The following is a 19,125-nucleotide window of genomic DNA, read 5'->3' on the forward strand; positions in this document are numbered from 1 at the left end:
CGGGAGGCTTACCAGCCGCGCTCAGCGAGGCGGTGCGGCACCGGGAGGTCGTCGACGTTGATGCCGACCATCGCCTCGCCCAGGCCTCGCGACACCTTGGCCAACACGTCGGGATCGTCGTAGAACGTCGTCGCCTTGACGATCGCGGCGGCGCGATCGGCCGGGTTGCCGGACTTGAAGATGCCCGATCCGACGAACACGCCTTCGGCCCCGAGCTGCATCATCATCGCCGCGTCGGCCGGGGTGGCGATACCACCCGCGGTGAACAACGTCACAGGAAGTTTGCCGGCGCGGGCGACCTCGACGACGAGGTCGTACGGGGCCTGGAGTTCTTTGGCCGCGACGTACAGCTCGTCCTCGGACAACGACGTCAGCCGGCGGATCTCCCCGCCGATACGACGCATGTGGGTGGTGGCGTTGGACACATCGCCGGTGCCGGCCTCGCCCTTGGAGCGGATCATCGCCGCACCCTCGGTGATGCGCCGCAACGCCTCACCGAGATTGGTGGCGCCGCAGACGAACGGGACGGTGAACTTCCATTTGTCGATGTGGTTCTCGTAGTCCGCAGGGGTGAGCACTTCCGATTCATCGACATAGTCCACACCGAGGCTCTGCAGGATCTGCGCCTCGACGAAGTGCCCGATTCGCGCCTTGGCCATGACCGGGATGGACACCGCGTCGATGATGCCCTCGATCATGTCGGGGTCGCTCATCCGCGACACCCCGCCCTGAGCGCGGATGTCGGCGGGGACCCGCTCGAGGGCCATCACGGCCACCGCTCCTGCCCCCTCGGCGATACGCGCCTGCTCAGGAGTGACCACATCCATGATCACGCCGCCCTTGAGCATCTCGGCCATACCCCGTTTGACCCGCGCGGTCCCGCGGGTGGGTACCGCCCCGCCAGGCGAGGATTCTGCGCCGAGCCCTTCGGTTTCCACAGCATTCTCCTTCAATAGCTACCGGTTCAGTTTAGTGAGGGCCGCAAATCCGATTTTTCCGCGTCAGCGGATGGACTGCAGCGGCCGCTGCGACAGTGCGTCCGGCCCGTCGGCCAACGCGTTCGCCTCCTCGAGGAGTTCCCCGAGTTGCAGCGGGTAGACGGCCTCACCGTTGGCGACCAGTTCTTCGATCATTGTCGCATCACACCACCGGTGACCATGGATGTAGGTCCGCTCCAAGCCGGTCCGGCCCGCCTCGGTGGGCTCGAAATGCGCGGTGCGGTAGACGAAGTACATCTCTTCACTGCGCAGGACCGCGCCGTTGAAGTGGATGACCGCGTCGCGCCGCCACACCGGGCCGACCATGTCCTCGGCCGCGACGTGCAGTCCGGTTTCTTCTTCCACCTCGCGGGCAGCGGTATGGGCCAGCGACTCCCCCGCCTGGGCGGCCCCGCCGATGGTGAACCACCACCGGGGTTTCGGAGACGCGTCGCTGGCCGGGTCGGAGCCGCAGAGCAACAGCACCGCGCCCTGCTCGTCGAGCAGAACGACACGAGCGGAAACCCGCCGGGTGGCGGGCATCGCCTCGCGCGTGGAGCGCTCACCGCCCTCGGCGATCTCGAAATACGTTGGCAGCGCGGCTGTCCCGCCGAGCTTGAGCCACCGCACCGGGCGTCGCTCACGCAACGCGAGGGTGTCGCGCACGGCGTCGTTGTGGAATCGGCGCGCCAACAGCACCCGCGCCTCGGCATCGGCCAGCTCGGCGACCAGGGACCGCGGGATCGCCCCGGGATCGACCTGCGCCAACGCAGCCGACAGTTCGTTCTCGGCGGCTTCTCGCTGTGTACGCGCAGCCCGCTCCGCAGCGTCGGCCAGCGCAGCCAGTCGCCGGCCGTCGGGCCCGGCGCCGTAGGCGTCGGTGGCGACCGCTCGCGCGACCACGGCGCGACGGGCCAAGGCCCCGTCGAGCGCCTGCCACGACAGGTCATAGCGCACGTGGAGACGGTCGAGCCGGTTCGCGGTCTGGTAGGCCCATGCCGCGATGAAGGCAACCATCAGGACCACCAGCACCAGCACCGCGGCGACTACCCACGAGATCACTGGGCGACCTGAACCTTCACACCGGAACCCGCAACGGTTTCGTACACCCGCAGGATTTGGCCGGCCACCACCGACCAGTCGTAGTACTGGACCGCGTCGGTGGCGCACGCGATCAGATCCGTGCGGGTGACCTCGTCGGAGAGCACGTCGATCAACCCGGCGGCCAGCGCCGCCGCATCGTCGACGGGCACCAATCGTCCGGCCTTCCCGTCGCGCAGCACCCGCCGGAACGCGTCCAGATCGGCGGCCACCACCGGGGTGCCGGCGGCCATTGCCTCGACCAACACGATGCCGAAGCTCTCGCCGCCGGTGTTGGGTGCGCAGTACACGTCGGCGCTGCGCATCGCCGAGGCCTTGAGCTCATCGTCGACCTGGCCGAGGAAGCGCAGATGCCCGGCCAGGGGTCCGGCCTGTTCGCGCAGGCCCTCCTCGTCTCCGCGGCCGACGACCAGGATCTGCACGTCCGGGAACCGCTCGGCAAGCCGGGGCAGCGCGGCCAGCAGCACCGCCATGCCTTTTCGCGGCTCGTCGAACCGGCCGAGGAATAAGACAGTCTTTCCCGGTCGCGGGTAGCCGTCCAGCGGCGGGGCCGCGGCGAACGAGCCGACGTCGACGCCGTTGGGAATCTCGACCGCATCGCTGCCGAGGGCTTCCATCTGCCAGCGCCGGGCCAGATCAGAGACCGCGATGCGGCCCACGATCTTCTCGTGCATGGGACGCAGAATCGGTTCGAAGACCGACAGGGTCAGCGACTTCGTCGTCGAGGTGTGGAACGTCGCGACGATGGGCCCCTCAGCGATGTTGAGCGCCAGCATCGACAAGCTGGGAGCGTTGGGCTCGTGCAGGTGCAGCACATCGAACTGGCCCTGCATCAGCCACTTCTTGACTCTGCGGTGGGTCGCAGGACCGAACCGCAGCCGAGCCACCGAGCCGTTGTACGGAATCGGGACCGCTCGTCCGCCCGACACGACGTAGTCGGGCAGGGTGGCCGCCCCCGGCGATGCCGGCGCCAGCACGCTGACCTCGTGTCCGCGCGCGCGCATCACCTCGGCGAGCTGCAGGACGTGCGACTGCACCCCTCCGGGCACGTCGAACGAGTACGGGCAGACCATCCCGATGCGCATCAGGTCGACCTCATCCGGTCCCCGAGTCGTCCCCTGCGCGTTGCGCGGGGTCCCAGCGCTCCGACCCGCCGGCTAGCCGGGCCCTGCGTTCCTCGGACAGATCCGCCAGCCACTGCGGTTGCATCATGTGCCAGTCCGCGGGGTGTTCGGCGATATTGGCCGCGAAACGGTCGGCCAGCGCCTGCGTGATCACCGTGACGTCCCCGCTGCTGGTGTCCAGTTCGGGATAGACCGCCATCCCCCAGCCGTCCGCCTCGAACCAGCAGTGCACCGGGAACAGCGCGGCGCCGGTGGCCAGGGCCAGCTTCGCCGGGCCCGCCGGCAGCAGGGTGGCCTCGCCGAAGAAGTCCACCTGCACACCGGTGCGGGTCAGATCCCGGTCGGCCATCAGACAGACCACACCGTTGTCCAGCAGCCGGTCGCGCAGGACCTCGAAGGGCGGCCGGGGACCCCCCGAGAGCGGAACCACCTCGAAGCCGAGACGTTCGCGGTAGGCCAGGAATCGGTTGTACAGGGACTCGGGTTTGAGTCGCTCCGCGACAGTGGCGAAACTCCCGTGGTTCTGCACCAGCCAGACACCGGCCATGTCCCAGTTGCCGCTGTGCGGCAGGGCCATCACGGCGCCGCGGCCGGCCTCGAGGGCCGCCCAGAGCATCTCGACCCCGTCCACGCTGAGCTTGCGACCTAGTTCTTCGTGGTCCATCGACGGCAAGCGGAACGCTTCGCGCCAGTATCGGGCGTAGGAGGCCAACGACGCGCGCATCAATCCGGCGGGGACGTCTTCGGGGGCAACGCCGATGACCCGCGCAAGGTTCTTGCGCAGCTGCCGGGGGCCGCCGTTGCGCGCGGCGTAGACCGCGCCCGCCCCGAAAGCGTTGCGGGCGATCAGCTCCGGGGCCGCGCGGACCAGCCGCCAACCGGCAGCGTAGCCCCAGTCGGTGAGCTGATCACCGAGCACTGACGGTACCGCGAGCAATCCGCCACGGCCGGGTCGGTCGGTCATGGCTCCGGAGTTTCTGGCGTGTCGGGGCGCTGGGCGCCGGACAGCCGATCCATCGCGCCGGGAGACGTCCGAACGGTGTGCAGCCGCTGACCCACGGTGACCACACTGGCCACCGCCAGCACCCACATCGCGACGTGCAGCAGCCACGGCAACGGCGCCAGCGGGAAGTCCGAGAGCCCGGCCCCGACCAGCACGATGACCAGCCGTTCGGGCCGCTCGATCAGGCCGCCGTCACCGGACAGGCCGCTGGCCTCGGCACGCGCCTTGATGTAGGAGATCACCTGCGAGGAGACCAGGCAGATCATCGTCGCGACCACCAACTCGGCGCTGTTCAGCCCGAACGCAGCCCACCAGAGCAGTCCGCAGAACACCGCGCCGTCACTGATCCGGTCGCAGGTGGCGTCGAGCACCGCTCCGAATCGAGTGCCGCCACCGCGTTCCCGCGCCATCGCCCCGTCGAGCATGTCGGCGAGCACGAAGAAGCACACGGCCACCGCGCCCCACCACAACTGCCCGATCGGGAACAGGGTGAGCGCCGCGAGCACCGACCCAGCAGTGCCGAGAATGGTGACGCTGTCGGGCGTCAGCCCCAAGCGCAGCGCACCTCTGGCCACTGGGCGCGACACCTTCGTGTAGGCCGCGCGTGTCATCAGAAAGAAGCTGCTCACGGCTGGTTTTCCCACTCGGCGGCCAACAGCGCGCGGGTGTCGCGCAGCAACTGCGGAATGACCTTCGAGTCGCCGATGACGGTGATGAAGTTGGCATCCCCGCCCCACCGCGGCACCACGTGCATGTGCAGGTGCTCGGACAGCGAGCCTCCCGCCGAGGTGCCCAGATTCAGTCCGACGTTGAAGCCGTGCGGGCGCGACACCGCCTTCATCACCCGGATCGCCTTCTGCGTGAAGGCCATCAGTTCGGCGCTCTCCTGCTCGGTGAGTTCCTCGAGTTCGGCGACGCGCCGATACGGCACCACCATCAGGTGGCCGGGGTTGTAGGGGTAGAGGTTGAGGACCGCGTAAACCAGTTCACCGCGGGCGACGACCAATCCGTCTTCGTCGGACATGTTCGGGATGTCGGTGAACGGTTCCGACGAGGTCGCCGAGCCGGCCTTGACCGCATCGGCGATGTAGCTCATGCGGTGTGGTGTCCACAGCCGCTGCAAACGGTCGGGTTCGCCGGCGCCGCGGTCCACGATCGTGTCGTCGGAGTCCACGTCACCCCTCATCCGCGTCGTCGATCTGCACCAGATCGGCTGTCGGGAAAGCATTCTCCCGCCGTCGAATCCACTCGACGATCGCGTCCACGGCGCGGTCCCGCTCGACGCCGTTGATCTGGGTGCGATCACCGAACCGGAACGACACCGCACCTGCTTCGACGTCGCGGTCCCCCGCCAGGAGCATGAAGGGCACCTTCTGGTTGGTGTGGTTGACGATCTTCTTGGCCATGCGGTCGTCGCTGGTGTCGACCTCGACGCGAACTCCCGAGGCGCGCAGCTGCTCAGCCAGACCGTGGAGATAGTCGATGTGGCCGTCGGCGACCGGGATGGCGACCACCTGCACCGGGGCCAGCCAGGCAGGGAACGCACCGGCATAGTGCTCGGTGAGCACCCCGAAGAAGCGCTCGATCGACCCGAAGAGGGCGCGATGGATCAGCACCGGACGCTGCCGGGTGCCGTCGGCTGCGGTGTATTCCAGCTCGAAGCGGTCGGGCATGTTGAAGTCGAGCTGGATCGTCGACATCTGCCAGCTACGCCCCAGCGCATCCTTGACCTGCACCGAGATCTTGGGGCCGTAGAACGCCGCGCCCCCGGGGTCGGGCACCAGATCCAAGCCGGAGGCTTCGGCGACCTCGCGCAGGGTGGCGGTGGCCTCGTCCCAGATCTCGTCGGAACCGACGTACTTGTCGGGGTCCTTGGTGGACAACTCCAGGTAGTAGTCGTCGAGACCGTAGTCGGCGAGCAGGTCGAGCACGAAACGCAGCAGCGACGCCAATTCATCGCGCATCTGTTCGCGGGTGGTGTAGATGTGCGCGTCGTCCTGGGTCATTCCGCGCACGCGGGTCAAGCCGTGCACGACACCGGATTTCTCGTAGCGATACACCGACCCGAACTCGAAGAGCCGCAACGGGAGTTCGCGATAGGACCGCCCCCGCGACCGGTAGATCAGGTGATGCATCGGGCAGTTCATCGGCTTCAGGTAGTAGTTCTGGCCGGGTTTGCGCACAGTGCCGTCGTCGTTGAGTTCGGCGTCGATGTGCATCGGCGGGAACATGCCGTCGGCGTACCACTCCAGGTGGCCCGAGGTGACGTAGAGCTGCTCTTTGGTGATGTGCGGAGTGTTTACGAACTCGTAGCCCGCCTCGAGGTGCTTGCGTCGTGAGTAATCCTCCAGCTCTCGGCGCACCACACCACCTTTGGGGTGGAACACCGGCAGGCCGGATCCGAGTTCGTCGGGGAAACTGAACAGGTCGAGTTCGACACCCAGTTTCCGATGGTCGCGGCGTTGCGCCTCCTCGATCAGCTCGAGGTGGTGGTCCAGAGCTTCCTGCGACTCCCACGCGGTGCCGTAGATGCGTTGCAGGCTGGCGTTGTTCTGGTCACCGCGCCAGTACGCCGCCGAACTGCGGGTCAGCGTGAACGCCGGAATGTAGCGGGTGGTCGGGATATGTGGCCCGCGGCAGAGGTCGCCCCAAACACGCTCGCGGGTACGGGGATTGAGATTGTCGTAGGCGGTCAGTTCGTCGCCGCCGACCTCCATCACCTCGGGATCACCGGACTTGTCGTCGACGAGTTCGAGTTTGTAGGGCTCGTGGGCCAATTCCTGGCGTGCGGCCTCCTTGGATGGGTAGACCCGGCGCTCGAAGAGTTGGCCGTCCTTGACGATCTTGCGCATCCGCTTTTCGAGCGCCTGCAGATCCTCCGGCGTGAACGGCTCGGCAACGTCGAAGTCGTAGTAGAAGCCGTCGGTGATCGGCGGTCCGATCCCGAGCTTGGCCTCCGGGAAGAGTTCCTGGACCGCCTGGGCCAGCACGTGGGCCGCCGAGTGGCGGATGACGCTGCGCCCGTCGTCCGTATTGGCCGCAACGGGTGTCACCTCGACGTCGGAGTCGGGAACCCAGGACAGGTCACGCAACCGTCCCTCGGCATCTCGGACGACCACCACCGCATCGGGTGCGCCGCGGGACGGGAGACCTGCATCGCGGACCGCCTGCGCCGCGGTGGTCCCGGCGGCGACCCGAATCGGGGCTGCCGGGGCGGGGCGGACAGGCGCGCTCATGGCGGGATCTCCAAACTGTCGGGAACAGAGCGTGGTCGGCCAGGACCGAGTCGCTGACCGCGACCATGCTATCGGGACGGGTCGCTAGCTCCCCAGCCCAATGGGACTGTTCAGCCACGGGTGTTCGAAGTCGATCAGCCGTGCCATGAACGCGAGGACGCCGAACACCCACAGCGTGCCCACCACGACGGCGACGGTGAACAGCGCTCCGGCGATCTGAACCCACAGGCCCTGCTGCTTGAACCAGGCCATGGCCGCGTCGTATCGCAGCCGCGCGTAGGCCAGCAGGCGCCGCGCCCAGTCGAACTCGGTGGCCAGGATACCCAACCCGACGAACACGATGGCCCAGCCCGGACCGGGATACGGGATGGCAAGAATGCCCAGGCCGAGGACCAGCAGCCCGACCACGCCCACGGTGATGCGGTAGCCGAGATCGACGGCGGGGCGCTCGCGCAGGCTGTCCCGCCAGCGTGCCCACCGACGCGCGACGCGCGGGCGTTCCCCGCCGTTCACGGCTGCCCCGGCTTGAGTTTGACGAACAGCGCGTGCGCCTCAGCCAACACCCGGTCTCCGTCGAGCAGCCGTCCGGACACGAAGATCTTCCGGTCCACCATGTCGTCGATGCCCGCCTCGACCTGGAAGTCGTGTTCCACTCGGGCGATATTCCGGTAGTCCACGTGCAGGAAGGCGGTGCGTTGGGCCTGGCTGTGACTGAGTTGGTAGGACGCTGATCCCAACAATGAGTCGAACAGGTGGGCCACGGCACCGCCGTGCGCGGCGCCGTTGCGCCCCAGATGGAACCGTCGGAACCGCGCGGTGCCGACCATCCGATTGTCCTCGGTCACCCGCGTCCGCAGAGGTACCGCGAGCACGTTGCCACGGTTGGGCAGGTCGGTTCGACGGCCCGAGGGCGAGCACCATTCGTCGGCGTCGTACGGAGCCAGCAGGCGCGATGCCTCCTCGATGAGGTCGGCGGCGCGGGTGATCACCTCGTCCGGCGCGTCTGCGGCACGGGCGTGGTCCTGCAGGTCGCGCACTGCCTCGATGAAGCGACCGTAGTCGGGTCCGCCGCGAGCGGTCGGCTGCGGCGGATTGAAGCCCCCACCCAGATGCGCTCCGGAATCACTGACGGTCACCAGCCCACCGTATGGGGTGACCGCGACGCGAGCGCGCCCGGCTTTGCTCAGCGTGTCGAGTGTGCGTCGGCGGTGACGCCGCGGCCCCGAGGCTGTCAAGCTGGCGGGGTGAAGTTGAGCGACCTGACGGGTCAGCCGCTGACGTATCAGGAAGTCGGCGCCACCGCCGATGCGATGCCGCCCGGATACCGGCACCTGCGCGAGGCCGAGCTCATCGGGAAGGGTCGCGAGCGCTTCGAGCGAGCGGCCGCGGCGGGGATGCGCTGGGGCATGTTGCGTGGCGCGGGACTGCGGGTGGAGGCCACGTCCGCGGTGGCTGAGGTGGGCGCTGAGGTCTTAGTCCACCTCGGTCCTGTCGCGGCGCCCTGCAGGGTGGTCTACGTCATCGACGAGGCCGACCGGAGGGGCTTTGCGTACGGCACCCTGGGCGGTCATCCCGAGTCCGGCGAAGAGATGTTCGCTGTTCGGTTCGACCCTGCCACCGGCGACGTATACGCCGAGGTGAGCGCCTTTTCCCGGCATGCCACCTGGTGGAGTCGGCTCGCCGCACCCGCCACATCGTTGATGCAGCGACTCGTCACACGTCGTTATCTTCGCGCGCTTTGAGCGGTCCCGATCCACCGACCTGACCTATGCGCAGGCCACCGAAGATACCGAGCGGTAATCTGCGGAGTACTTCTTTACGTTTGAGCAGGGACGGTGAGGGTGGACGAACCAACCCCGGTGGAGGTCACACACCTGCGTGTGGCCGAGTTGGTGCAGGGTCTGCACAACCGCACAGATGGCGATACCGACAGTGTGATCGCGGAACTGGCAGAGCATGCCGCTGTCGAAATTCCTGGGGCACAATACGCCGGCATCACGTTGTCGAAGAGCTCGAAGCGCATCGAGACACCCGCTGCGACCGCGCACTGGCCGCTTCTGCTCGACAAGATCCAGCAACGCCATCTGGAAGGGCCGTGCTTGACGGCTGCGTGGGAGGAAAAGACCGTCCACGTGCCCGACCTCGAGAACGACGATCGGTTTCCCAACTATCGTCGCGACGCGCTGGCCGAGACGCCGATCCGGTCGGTCATGGCCTTTCAGCTGTTCATCGCCGGCGAGACGTTGGGGGCGTTGAACATCTACGCCGAGCAACCTCACGCCTTTGAGGCGGAATCACGCACGCTCGGACTGATTTTCGCTGCGCATTCCTCCGTAGCGTGGAATTCGGCCCGGCGTGACGAACAATTTCGTCGTGCGTTGGCCAGCCGCGACATCATCGGGCAGGCCAAGGGGATGGTGATGGAACGCTACGGCGTCACCGCTGTGCAAGCGTTCGACTTGCTGCGCAAACTGTCTCAGGATTCCAACGTGCCGCTGCTGCAGGTTGCCACCGAGCTGGTGGCCGATGCTCAAGCCTCCAACGGGCAACACAAGAGCCAGTGAACCGGTGAACCGTGGCGGATGGTGATCAGCCATCCGCCACGACCTCTGTCCGGTTTCTACTCGTTACCCCAGCGATCCCGCCCGGCCGGCGCGGTCCCGGTGATCAGAGCCCGCGGGATCTCGGTGTTCGCGATCGGCGCGCCAGCCGAATCTCCACGTTTAGCCGACCAATCCGAGCAGAGGAAGTCGGTGGGCATGGGGACTTCGTTGGGCAGCGGAACCCCTATCCCTGGGATGGACGGGACGTTCACCGGCGGCGGTGCCACCAGATTCGAGATGCCCGTCGCAACCAGCGGGGTGACCGGGTCCGGCGGGGCCGGAACTCCGACCGCAGCCGCACCCGGAGCACCTGGGGCAGGCGCCGGTGGCGGCGGCAGGGCGCTGACCACCGATGACGCCGTGTCCTGCACGGCCCGCAACGCTCCCGGCGGAGTCAGCAGATCAGCCACGGTCAGCGAACTTCCGGGGGTTCCCGGAACCGGCGAGCCCGGAACGCCCGCACCGCCGCTGGCCGACCCTGGCGGACTGGGCGGCGCCGCTGGGGTTCCGCCGGCCACCGAGGTGCCCACAGGCGTGCCCGGTGTCGACGGCGTCGGCGGGGTCCCGCCGGTGACCGACGTGTGCGTCGACGCCGGCGGGCTCGGCGGTGCCGGCGGGGTCGCCCCGGGAACCGACGTACCCGCAGACGTGCCCGGAGCCGGCGGCGTCGGCGGAGTCACGGACGCGGCCGGGACGTTGATTCCACCTCCGGGGGCCGGGGGCAGCGGCGGAGCCGCGACGCCGGCCTCACCGAAGATCGGCGCGGCTGGCGCGGGACCTCCTGGGGGCGTTCCGCCGGGAATCCCATCCGCGGCGGCACCGGCCGGTGCGGGCGGCGCCACCCCACCGACGGCCCCAGCGGCCGCATCGATCGGGCCGCCACCGCCTGGCAGACCTGCCGGAGCTGCGGCACCAGCCGCACCCTCGACCGGGGCGCCACCGCCTGGCAGACCCGCCGGAGCTGCGGCACCAGCCGCACCCTCGACCGGGGCGCCACTTCCGGGCAGACCCGCCGGAGCTGCGGCACCAGCGTTGCCGAGCATGGGTGCAGCGGGCACCGGAGCGCCGTCAGCTGCTGCCCCGGCAGCTGCTTCGACGGGGGCACCGGGGGCGCCAACCACATCCGCAGCGACGGGAACTGCCGCGGGGCTGCCGGGCGACGGAGGAGCAGGTGGGGCACCCGCCCCACCCTCAGTCGCCACCGGAACACCCGGCGCACCCGGAGCCGGCGGCGTCGCCACCCCACCCTCAGTCGCCACCGGAACACCCGGCGCACCCGGAGCCGGCGGCGTCGCCACCCACCCTCAGTCGCCACCGGAACACCCGGCGCACCCGGAGCCGGCGGCGTCGCCACCCCACCCTCAGTCGCCACCGGAACACCCGGCCCACCCGGAGCCGGCGGGGTCGCCACCCCACCCTCCGTCGCCACCGGAACACCCGGCGCACCCGGAGCCGGCGGCGTCGCCACCCCACCCTCAGTCGCCACCGGAACACCCGGCCCACCCGGAGCCGGCGGGGTCTCTACCCGAGCCTCCGTCGCCACCGGAGCAGCCGGCCCGCCCGGAGCCGGCGGCGTCGCCACCTCCACCGACGAAACACTCGGCGTCCCCGGCACACCCGGCGCCGGCGGGGTCTCTACCCGAGCCTCCGTCGCCACCGGAGCAGCCGGCCCACCCGGAGCCGGCGGCGTCGCCACCTCCACCGACGAAACACTCGGCGTCCCCGGCACACCCGGCGCCGGCGGGGTCTCTACCCGAGCCTCCGTCGCCACCGGAGCAGCCGGCCCACCCGGAGCCGGCGGCGTCGCCACCTCCACCGACGAAACACTCGGCGTCCCCGGCACACCCGGCGCCGGCGGGGTCTCTACCCGAGCCTCCGTCGCCACCGGAGCAGCCGGCCCACCCGGAGCCGGCGGGGTCGCCACCTCCACGGATGACTCCGCGGGAGTCGCGGGGGCTGGTGGAGCCGGAGGGGAGAACGTCTCCACGGTGCTCGCCGAAGGTTCGGCTGGAGCTGGTGGGACCGGAGGGGAGAACGTCTCGACCGAGCTCTCCACCGGACCACCCGGAGCCGGCGGCGCAGGCGGCGTCACACCCCCACTCTGACCCTCCACCGGACCACCCGGAGCCGGCGGCGCAGGCGGCGTCACACCCCCCTGACCCTCCACCCGGACCACCCGGAGCCGGCGGCGCAGGCGGCGTCACACCCCCAGCCTGACCCTCCACCGGACCACCCGGAGCCGGCGGCGCAGGCGGCGTCACACCCCCAGCCTGACCCTCCACCGGACCACCCGGAGCCGGCGGCGCAGGCGGCGTCACACCCCCACTCTGACCCTCCACCGGACCACCCGGAGCCGGCGGCGCAGGCGGCGTCACACCCCCAGCCTGACCCTCCACCGGACCACCCGGAGCCGGCGGCGCAGGCGGCGTCACACCCCCAGCCTGACCCTCCACCGGACCACCCGGAGCCGGCGGCGCAGGCGGACCGGCTTCGCCTGCGGCTGCCGCCACGGGAGCGCCCGGCGCACCGGGCGCCGGAGCAGCAGCGCCGGCCTCACCGATCACGGGAGCGCCACCGGGAGCGACGGCACCGGCGGCTCCCTCAAGCGGAGCACCGGCTCCACCGGCACCGCCGGGCCCACCCGGACCGGCTTCGCCTGCGGCCGCAGCGACCGGCGCACCGGGCGCCGGAGCACCTGGGCCAGCGGCTGCTCCTGCCTGGCCGGCGACGGGCGCAGCGGGTGCCGGCGGAGCGGGCGGCGTCGCGGCCGCGACCGGAACAGCAGCGGGCCCACCCGGAACCGGAGGCACCGGAGGAACCGCCGCACCGGCATCGCCGACCACCGGCACACCCGGTGCCGGCGGAGCGGGCGGCGTCGCGGCCGCGACCGGAACAGCAGCGGGCCCACCCGGAACCGGAGGCACCGGAGGAACCGCCGCACCGGCATCGCCGACCACCGGCAGGCCCGGAGCCGGTGGCAGCGGCGGGTTGGGGTTCGCCACGGGTACACCGACCGGGCCGCCGGGAGCCGGCGGCACCGGTGGGGTGCCGCCGTTGGACGTAGTCACAGCAGGCCCTCCGGGCGCCGGAGGCGTGGGAGGCACTCCCCCACCGGCCGGGCTCGACACCGGAACGCCCGGCGTACCCGGCGTCGGCGGGGTGACGCCGCCGGACGAGGTCGACACCGAGGCCGGCGGCCGCGGCGGCACCGGCGGAACGCCCGCCCGCGACGAACTCGCCGGAGGCACCACCACGGGGGGTGCAGGCTGCCCCGGCCCGGCAACCACCGACGAGGCGGCCTGCTGCAGCGCGTGCGGAATATCGGCCGGACGGGACACCATCGTCTGCAGCAGACCGACGCACGGAACACCGCCACGGCCGGTACTGGCGGTCGCCTGCGGGCTCAGCATCGGGGCACTCAAGAACATCGCCGCGCTGCCCATCATCACGATGACGATGCCCTGCCTGGTCCGTGACATGTGCTCCCCAGTCCTTCTACGTCGTGCCGTACAAATCGCGTTCCTCGCTGGGGCTTACTGAACCGACAATTTGTGAAATCGCCGGCGCGACAATTTGTGCGTTATCCAACCGTTGCGAAGGAGAAGCGTTCCCGTCACCGGCAGAACGCTGTGACCTGCGAAAACGCTGTCGCATTTAAATTACATGAATGTGCTTTGGTGCGTGTCTCAGGACAGCGGCGCACGCCACTGCAACTGGGTTCCCCCGTCGGGAACGGCCCGCACGCCAAACGATCCGCCGAGGTCCTCGGCGCGGCGACGCAGGTTGGACAGCCCGCTGGTGGTGATGTTGTCGCCGATGCCACGTCCGTTGTCCGTGACCTCGACCGACAGGTCGTCGTCGACGCTGACGACGACGCTCAAGGTTGTCGCACCCGCGTGCCGTACGACGTTGCTGACCGCTTCGCGGACCACGGCCTCGGCGTGGTCGGCCAGCACCGCGTCGACCACTGACAGGGGCCCGACGTACTGCACCGTGGTGCGCAGTTCCGAGCCCGCGAAGTCGGCGACCGCTTGATCGAGACGCTGCCGCAGCCGCGTGGCGCCCGAGGCGCCACCGTGCAGGTCGAATATCGTCGTGCGGATTTCCTGAATGACGTCCTGCAAATCGTCGACACAGCCGGACAGCCGCTCCCGGACCTCCTCGGTGCGGGCCCTGGCCACGGTGGACTGCAACGACAGACCGACCGCGAACAGCCGCTGGATCACATGGTCGTGAAGATCGCGCGCGATCCGGTCTCGATCGCTGATGATGCTCAGTTCGCGCATCCGATGCTGAGTGCTGGCCAGTTGCCACGCCAACGTCGCCTGATCGGCGAACGCCGACATGATGTCGAGCTCTTCGGCGTGAAACAGTTGCGCGCCAACAGGTCTGATCGCGATCAGCACCCCCGAGACTGAATCGGTGGCACGCAGAGGCAATACCAGCGCAGGCCCTCCGCCTGCACCCACTCCGATGTCGATGGCGCTGAAGCGGCCCGGCTGCCGACGGGTGAACGTCTCACCCACCGCGGTTCCGGCGAGTGGAATCCGGTGGTGAGCGACGATATCGGTGTCGCCCGCGGTGGCCACCACCACCAGCTCGTCGACCTCGCCGGTGGGTTGGTCCGGGTCGACCGGGATGGCAACCAAGGTGGCCTTCGCCCCGCTGAGGTCCTGCACCTTCTCGGCGACTGACCGAAACACTCCGGCGGGATCGGTGCCGGACAGAAGTTCGGTCCCGATGTCGCGGGTCGCCGCGATCCAGGCCTGCCTGCGCCGAGCCTGGTCGTAGAGCCGGGCGTTTTCGATGGCGATGCCCGCCGCGGCGGCCAACGCCTGCACCAACACCTCGTCGTCTTCGCTGAACTGCTGACCGTCGCGCTTGTCGGTCAAGTACAGGTTGCCGAAGATCTCGTCGCGGATCCGCACCGGCACGCCCAGGAAGGTGCGCATCGGTGGATGGTTCGGCGGGAAACCGACGGAAGAGCTGTGACACGAAATGTCTTCCAGCCGAATAGCTTTCGGCTCACTCATCAGCACGCCCAGGACGCCGCGACCTTCGGGGAGGTGGCCGATGAGCATGCTGGTCGACTCGTCGATTCCCTCGTAGATGAACTCGACCAGCTCATGGCCGTCGCCACGGACCCCCAACGCGCCGTACTGCGCATCGACGAGTTCGATCGCGGTGTGCACGATGGTGCGAAGCGTCCGATCGAGTTCCAGACCCGAGGTGACAGCCAGCATCGCGTCCACCAGCCCGTCGAGGCGGTCACGACCGGTGATGATCTGCTCGACGCGGTCCTGCACCTCGGTGAGCAATTCGCGGAGGCGCAGCTGCGACAGGGTGGTGCGCACGGGACTTGCTTCCCCGGTCGCCGGCTCCTCGGTGTCAGCCACCTCACCATCGTGCACCACAACACCGCGCACTCACGACACATGGGGACCATCGGCCCTGGAAAAGGCCCACCACGACCGTCATCGTCGAAGGTGAAGGCAATGGAGGTCACGATGCCAGCCACCCCGGTCCCGACCGATGTCGTCGTCGACGCGCTGCGGCTGGCGTGTCGAGCGCCCTCGCTGCACAACAGTCAACCGTGGCGCTGGGTCGTCGCCAGCCCGCGCGTGCAGTTGTTCGCCGACCCGACGCGACTGCTGCGCGGGGCCGACAGCTCCGGCCGTGAAGCCCTGATCAGCTGTGGGGCGGCACTGCACCATTTCCGCGTAGCGATGGCGGCGGGCGGATGGGCGACGACCGTAGAGCGTTTTCCCGACACACAGAACCGGTTGCATCTGGCCGACATCATCTTCGCCCCGGCCGGGTCGGTCTCGCCGGAGGAGACGGCTCGTGCCGACGCGATTCTGTTGCGGCACAGCGAGCGGCTCCCACTGGCCGCGCCCCACGACTGGGGTGGCCTCACCGACCCCGCCGAGACGGTCACCGGGACCGGCGTGGTCAGAGTCGACCACCTCCTCGACGACGACCGGCCGACACTGGCTGAGGCGTCGCGACTGACCGAGCTCCTGCGCTCCGGCGACGCCATCTATCAGCGTGAATTAGCCCTCACCACAGGTGATTTCATGTCTCACGAAGGCATCCCGCGAGCGGCGCTGGTTTCCGAGCGCCAGCGACGGCAAGTCGACGTCGGCCGGACGTTTCCAGCGGACAGCGTTCCGCGTCGGCACGGCCACCTCGTCGACGACCACTCGGCCATCCTGGTCTTGTCGACTGTCGACGAATCGCACGACAGCGTCCTGCGTTGCGGTGAAGTGCTTTCCGCGGTGCTCCTCGACGCCACCACAGCCGGGATGGCCACCTGCACGGTCAGCCATGTGATCGAGTTGCCCCCGGGTCGCGAGGTCGTCGCCGCCCTGCTGGGTACCGGCACCTTCCCACAGGTTCTTGTCCGGGTGGGACGGCCCTCGACCCTGGATCCACCGCCGCCGGCCACTCCCCGTCGCCCCCTCGACGAGGTCGTGGAACTGCGTCGGAGTACCGCATGAACGAGTACTTCCGCGCGCCGTGCGTCGTCGTGGGTGTCGACGGCTCCCCCGCAGCCGTCGACGCGTCGCTGTGGGCCGTCGACGAAGCCGTCAGCCGGGATGTCCCGCTGCGCCTGGTGTACGTGATCGAGCACGACGACGATGAGTCTGTCGACGCACAGGACCAGGCCCGGAAATTGGCGACCGCAGAGGTGGCCGTGCGCTACGCGGTCACTGCGGTGGAGTCCGCGGAGCGTCCCGTCAAGATCGAGATCGAGATCCTGCATGGTTCCCCCGTCCGGGTGCTCCTGGAAGCCGCTCGCGCAGCCACCATGCTGTGCGTGGGCGCGCGCGGGCTGCGCCACGCCACTCAGGGCCGGATCGGATCGACTGCCGCTGCCCTGGCCACTACCGCGCACTGTCCGGTCGCGATCGTGCGTTCGCACCGCCCGCACAGCGTGAGCCAGCGAGCCATCGTCGTCGAATTCAACGACACCTCCGCCGGCGCCCCGGTCGTGCTGCGAGCGCTCGAGGAGGCCCGGCGGCGCGGCGCTCCGGTGCGCCTCATCGCGCCTCCGCGCGTCTGCGCCCGGGTGCGGGCGCAGGGGTCACGGCACCTGACACAGTGGTCGCGCGACTACCCTGACCTCGATCTCGACCCCGTCAGCTGCGCCCACACCCTGGAGTACCTGCGGGGGCATGCCGGTTCGATTCGGCTGGTCGTCATCGGCCGCCACCGTGCCGGTGGGGTCGGCGACGTGGTGGGCGCGCCCGGCAATGCCGCCCTCCGTGACACCGATTGTTCAATACTGGTGGTGTGAACCGCACCCACAGTGACGCTGGACCGCGTCGGCAACGCGAGGCCTGCTCATGGTGAAAGTGTTTCTTGTCGACGATCACGAAGTGGTCCGACGTGGCCTGATCGACCTGCTGGGCGCCGATCCGGACCTCGAGGTCGTCGGTGAGGCCGGATCGGTGGCCGAGGCTCTGGCCCGCATTCCGGCCGCGCAACCGGAGGTGGCCGTGCTCGACGTACGGCTGCCCGACGGCAACGGCATCGAATTGTGTCGCGATCTGCTGTCCCAATTGCCCAATCTGCGCTGCCTGATGCTGACGTCCTTCACCTCCGACGAGGCGATGCTGGATGCGATCCTCGCTGGTGCCAGCGGCTATGTGGTCAAAGACATCAAAGGCATGGAGTTGGCCCGGGCGATCAAAGAGGTGGGTGCGGGCCGTTCCCTGCTGGACAACCGGGCCGCGGCCGCGCTGATGACCAAGCTTCGCGGCGACGGCGGGCATACGGACCCGCTGTCGGACCTGACCGACCAGGAACGCATCCTGTTGGACCTGCTCGGCGAGGGGCTGACCAACAAACAGATCGCCGCCCGGATGTTCCTCGCCGAGAAGACGGTGAAGAACTACGTGTCGCGGCTGCTGGCCAAACTCGGCATGGAACGGCGCACCCAGGCGGCGGTGTTCGTGTCCCGGCTGGACCGGCACCGCAGGCCGGGCGGCGACTGAGTGTCGCTCAACGGATCGGCGCGCCGTCGAGCGTGGTCACGAATTCGGCGATGTCCCGCCGCGGTGTCGAGGGCAACGGGTCCGCGTTGACTGGTGCCCACCCGATACGCAGCATGATCTGCGGATAGGCGTCGGCGCCGAACACGTCGCTGCGCACCGTCGCCCGTGTGTCGGGCACCTCCAGCGGTTCGGTGATCGGGCAACTCGCCAGCCCCTGGGCCGTCGCGGTCAGCATCACGATGCTGGCCGCCTCGCCCGCACGCAGCCGCGACAGCCGATCGTCGGCAACGGTACCCAGTGCCACTACCACCGCGTTCTCTTCGTCTGCCTCGACGCCCTCGGGCTGCGCCAACACCCCACCGGCGAAGGAACGCAATGGAACCGACCCGGTGCCGTTGGCGCCGGGAACACTGCGTGCGGGCACGCCCGCGGTCGACGCATACCGCCCGCTCCACGTCGTCAGCTCGGTTAGGTAGCCGGGATCGGCCAGGTGCCGTGATGCCGCCTCGTCTACCAACCGCCGCAGCGCCTCCAGGTCGTCGATGCGACGCAGGATGACACCGGCGCGCGCAGCGCGCGCCCCCATCAACGCGATGTCGCCGCGCGGCACCGGCCAGGAACTGTAATGCCGGCGGTCAGTACGCCGGCGCGGGATGGCCGCCGCCAGCGCGATGTCGAGTTCAGCGGCGGGATACCGGTAGACCTCCACGGCCGCGAGGTGGCAGGGGTCGGCCGGGTTCGGAAACCGGTGAATCTTGGCCTGCCACCCCAGGGCGGCCAGAGCGACCGCGCAATGGTTCAGCGCCGCACCACAACTCAGAAGCAGATCACGGCCATCGGGGTCGGTGTGGGACAACAGGAGGTCGGGATTGGCATACAGGTGCAGACTGTGCTCACCCACCCGCCACTGCCATGGCTGCGAGTTGTGCACCGACGGCGCTCTGGCGGCCAGCGCCAGCGCGGAGCGCAATGTCTCGGCGTCGGGGAACTGAGCGTTCAATGCCTCGCCCTCCCTCTGGAAGTCGTTCATCGTCATCCAGCGTGCGCCGCGGCACGCCGACGAACGAGAGCACAAAGACCC

The 19,125-nt window shown here is 69.3% G+C and carries 18 protein-coding genes; 6 read left to right on the top strand and 12 right to left on the bottom strand.

Translation table 11 applies throughout. The features are described 5' to 3' along the window. Positions 1–8 precede the first annotated feature (8 nt). From pdxS to G6N31_RS08825, 9 genes are all read right to left on the bottom strand, one after another. On the bottom strand, positions 9–857 hold the full coding sequence (gene pdxS / locus G6N31_RS08785) for a pyridoxal 5'-phosphate synthase lyase subunit PdxS (RefSeq protein WP_234815386.1): 849 nt from the start codon (positions 855–857) through the stop codon (positions 9–11). 144 nt (positions 858–1,001) lie between these two features. Continuing rightward, complete coding sequence (locus tag G6N31_RS08790) at positions 1,002–1,994, bottom strand: NUDIX hydrolase (RefSeq protein ID WP_276057774.1); 993 nt, start codon at positions 1,992–1,994, stop codon at positions 1,002–1,004. Positions 1,995–2,035: 41 nt separating this feature from the next. Further along, the gene (locus tag G6N31_RS08795) at positions 2,036–3,163 is read right to left on the bottom strand and encodes a glycosyltransferase family 4 protein (RefSeq protein ID WP_098004377.1); all 1,128 of its coding nucleotides are present in this window, start codon (positions 3,161–3,163) and stop codon (positions 2,036–2,038) included. A 10-nt stretch (positions 3,164–3,173) separates the two neighbouring features. Next, positions 3,174–4,166 (bottom strand): phosphatidylinositol mannoside acyltransferase, encoded by a 993-nt coding sequence (locus G6N31_RS08800; protein WP_098004378.1) that lies wholly within the window; start codon positions 4,164–4,166, stop codon positions 3,174–3,176. Continuing rightward, positions 4,163–4,834 (bottom strand): phosphatidylinositol phosphate synthase, encoded by a 672-nt coding sequence (gene pgsA, locus G6N31_RS08805; protein WP_098004379.1) that lies wholly within the window; start codon positions 4,832–4,834, stop codon positions 4,163–4,165. The genes G6N31_RS08800 and pgsA overlap by 4 nt, the downstream gene beginning before the upstream one ends. After that, positions 4,831–5,391, bottom strand: a complete 561-nt coding sequence (locus tag G6N31_RS08810) for an ATP adenylyltransferase (RefSeq protein ID WP_098004380.1) — start codon at positions 5,389–5,391, stop codon at positions 4,831–4,833. Before G6N31_RS08810 ends, pgsA begins: the two co-directional genes overlap by 4 nt. Next, positions 5,381–7,441 carry a threonine--tRNA ligase gene (thrS, locus tag G6N31_RS08815; protein WP_098004381.1) on the bottom strand — a complete coding sequence of 687 codons (2,061 nt, stop codon included), beginning with the start codon at positions 7,439–7,441 and terminating at the stop codon, positions 5,381–5,383. The genes G6N31_RS08810 and thrS overlap by 11 nt, the downstream gene beginning before the upstream one ends. Before the next feature lie 84 nt (positions 7,442–7,525). Beyond that, on the bottom strand, positions 7,526–7,954 hold the full coding sequence (locus G6N31_RS08820) for a TIGR02611 family protein (RefSeq protein WP_098004382.1): 429 nt from the start codon (positions 7,952–7,954) through the stop codon (positions 7,526–7,528). Then, positions 7,951–8,577 (bottom strand): PaaI family thioesterase, encoded by a 627-nt coding sequence (locus tag G6N31_RS08825; protein ID WP_420090903.1) that lies wholly within the window; start codon positions 8,575–8,577, stop codon positions 7,951–7,953. The genes G6N31_RS08820 and G6N31_RS08825 overlap by 4 nt, the downstream gene beginning before the upstream one ends. A gap of 108 nt (positions 8,578–8,685) precedes the next feature. Between G6N31_RS08825 and G6N31_RS08830 the strand changes: the two genes are divergently transcribed. Together G6N31_RS08830 and G6N31_RS08835 are read left to right on the top strand one after the other, a co-directional pair. Next, positions 8,686–9,183 carry a DUF1990 domain-containing protein gene (locus tag G6N31_RS08830; RefSeq protein ID WP_098004383.1) on the top strand — a complete coding sequence of 166 codons (498 nt, stop codon included), beginning with the start codon at positions 8,686–8,688 and terminating at the stop codon, positions 9,181–9,183. Between the two features lie 99 nt (positions 9,184–9,282). Next, a complete protein-coding gene (locus G6N31_RS08835; RefSeq protein ID WP_098004384.1) occupies positions 9,283–10,005 on the top strand; it encodes a GAF and ANTAR domain-containing protein in 723 nt (240 codons plus the stop codon). Between the two features lie 56 nt (positions 10,006–10,061). Here the strand turns inward: G6N31_RS08835 and G6N31_RS27350 are convergent, their stop codons facing one another. After that, positions 10,062–11,102, bottom strand: a complete 1,041-nt coding sequence (locus G6N31_RS27350) for a hypothetical protein (protein ID WP_133117703.1) — start codon at positions 11,100–11,102, stop codon at positions 10,062–10,064. Positions 11,103–13,137: 2,035 nt separating this feature from the next. Here G6N31_RS27350 and G6N31_RS27355 point away from each other — a divergent pair. Continuing rightward, on the top strand, positions 13,138–13,584 hold the full coding sequence (locus tag G6N31_RS27355; protein WP_133117724.1) for a hypothetical protein: 447 nt from the start codon (positions 13,138–13,140) through the stop codon (positions 13,582–13,584). 146 nt (positions 13,585–13,730) lie between these two features. On the opposite strand, the gene G6N31_RS08845 is transcribed toward G6N31_RS27355, so the two are convergent. Then, positions 13,731–15,440: a sensor histidine kinase gene (locus G6N31_RS08845; RefSeq protein ID WP_234815473.1), complete on the bottom strand. Its 1,710-nt coding sequence runs from the start codon at positions 15,438–15,440 to the stop codon at positions 13,731–13,733. A gap of 111 nt (positions 15,441–15,551) precedes the next feature. On the opposite strand from G6N31_RS08845, the gene G6N31_RS08850 reads away from it, so the two are divergent. From G6N31_RS08850 to dosR, 3 genes are read left to right on the top strand one after another with little or no spacing between them, the layout of a single operon-like run. Beyond that, positions 15,552–16,544, top strand: coding sequence for an Acg family FMN-binding oxidoreductase (locus G6N31_RS08850; RefSeq protein ID WP_098006073.1), 993 nt, complete (start codon positions 15,552–15,554; stop codon positions 16,542–16,544). Continuing rightward, positions 16,541–17,344: a universal stress protein gene (locus tag G6N31_RS08855; RefSeq protein ID WP_098006023.1), complete on the top strand. Its 804-nt coding sequence runs from the start codon at positions 16,541–16,543 to the stop codon at positions 17,342–17,344. The genes G6N31_RS08850 and G6N31_RS08855 overlap by 4 nt, the downstream gene beginning before the upstream one ends. 49 nt (positions 17,345–17,393) lie before the next feature. After that, complete coding sequence (gene dosR, locus G6N31_RS08860; protein ID WP_098006025.1) at positions 17,394–18,044, top strand: hypoxia response regulator transcription factor DosR/DevR; 651 nt, start codon at positions 17,394–17,396, stop codon at positions 18,042–18,044. Positions 18,045–18,051: 7 nt separating this feature from the next. Here the strand turns inward: dosR and G6N31_RS08865 are convergent, their stop codons facing one another. Then, positions 18,052–19,044: an Acg family FMN-binding oxidoreductase gene (locus tag G6N31_RS08865; protein WP_098006075.1), complete on the bottom strand. Its 993-nt coding sequence runs from the start codon at positions 19,042–19,044 to the stop codon at positions 18,052–18,054. Positions 19,045–19,125 lie beyond the last annotated feature (81 nt).

The sequence above is a fragment of the Mycolicibacterium duvalii genome, assembly GCF_010726645.1.
Lineage (GTDB): Bacteria > Actinomycetota > Actinomycetes > Mycobacteriales > Mycobacteriaceae > Mycobacterium > Mycobacterium duvalii.

Coding starts and splice junctions, on each gene's coding strand:
- G6N31_RS08795 (WP_098004377.1), bottom strand. CDS start 3,163: ATGCGCATCGGGATGGTCTGCCCGTACTCGTTCGACGTGCCCGGAGGG.
- thrS (WP_098004381.1), bottom strand. CDS start 7,441: ATGAGCGCGCCTGTCCGCCCCGCCCCGGCAGCCCCGATTCGGGTCGCC.
- G6N31_RS08790 (WP_276057774.1), bottom strand. CDS start 1,994: ATGGTTGCCTTCATCGCGGCATGGGCCTACCAGACCGCGAACCGGCTC.
- G6N31_RS08810 (WP_098004380.1), bottom strand. CDS start 5,391: ATGAGGGGTGACGTGGACTCCGACGACACGATCGTGGACCGCGGCGCC.
- G6N31_RS08855 (WP_098006023.1), top strand. CDS start 16,541: ATGAACGAGTACTTCCGCGCGCCGTGCGTCGTCGTGGGTGTCGACGGC.
- G6N31_RS08800 (WP_098004378.1), bottom strand. CDS start 4,166: ATGACCGACCGACCCGGCCGTGGCGGATTGCTCGCGGTACCGTCAGTG.
- dosR (WP_098006025.1), top strand. CDS start 17,394: ATGGTGAAAGTGTTTCTTGTCGACGATCACGAAGTGGTCCGACGTGGC.
- pdxS (WP_234815386.1), bottom strand. CDS start 857: ATGGCCGAGATGCTCAAGGGCGGCGTGATCATGGATGTGGTCACTCCT.
- G6N31_RS08850 (WP_098006073.1), top strand. CDS start 15,552: ATGCCAGCCACCCCGGTCCCGACCGATGTCGTCGTCGACGCGCTGCGG.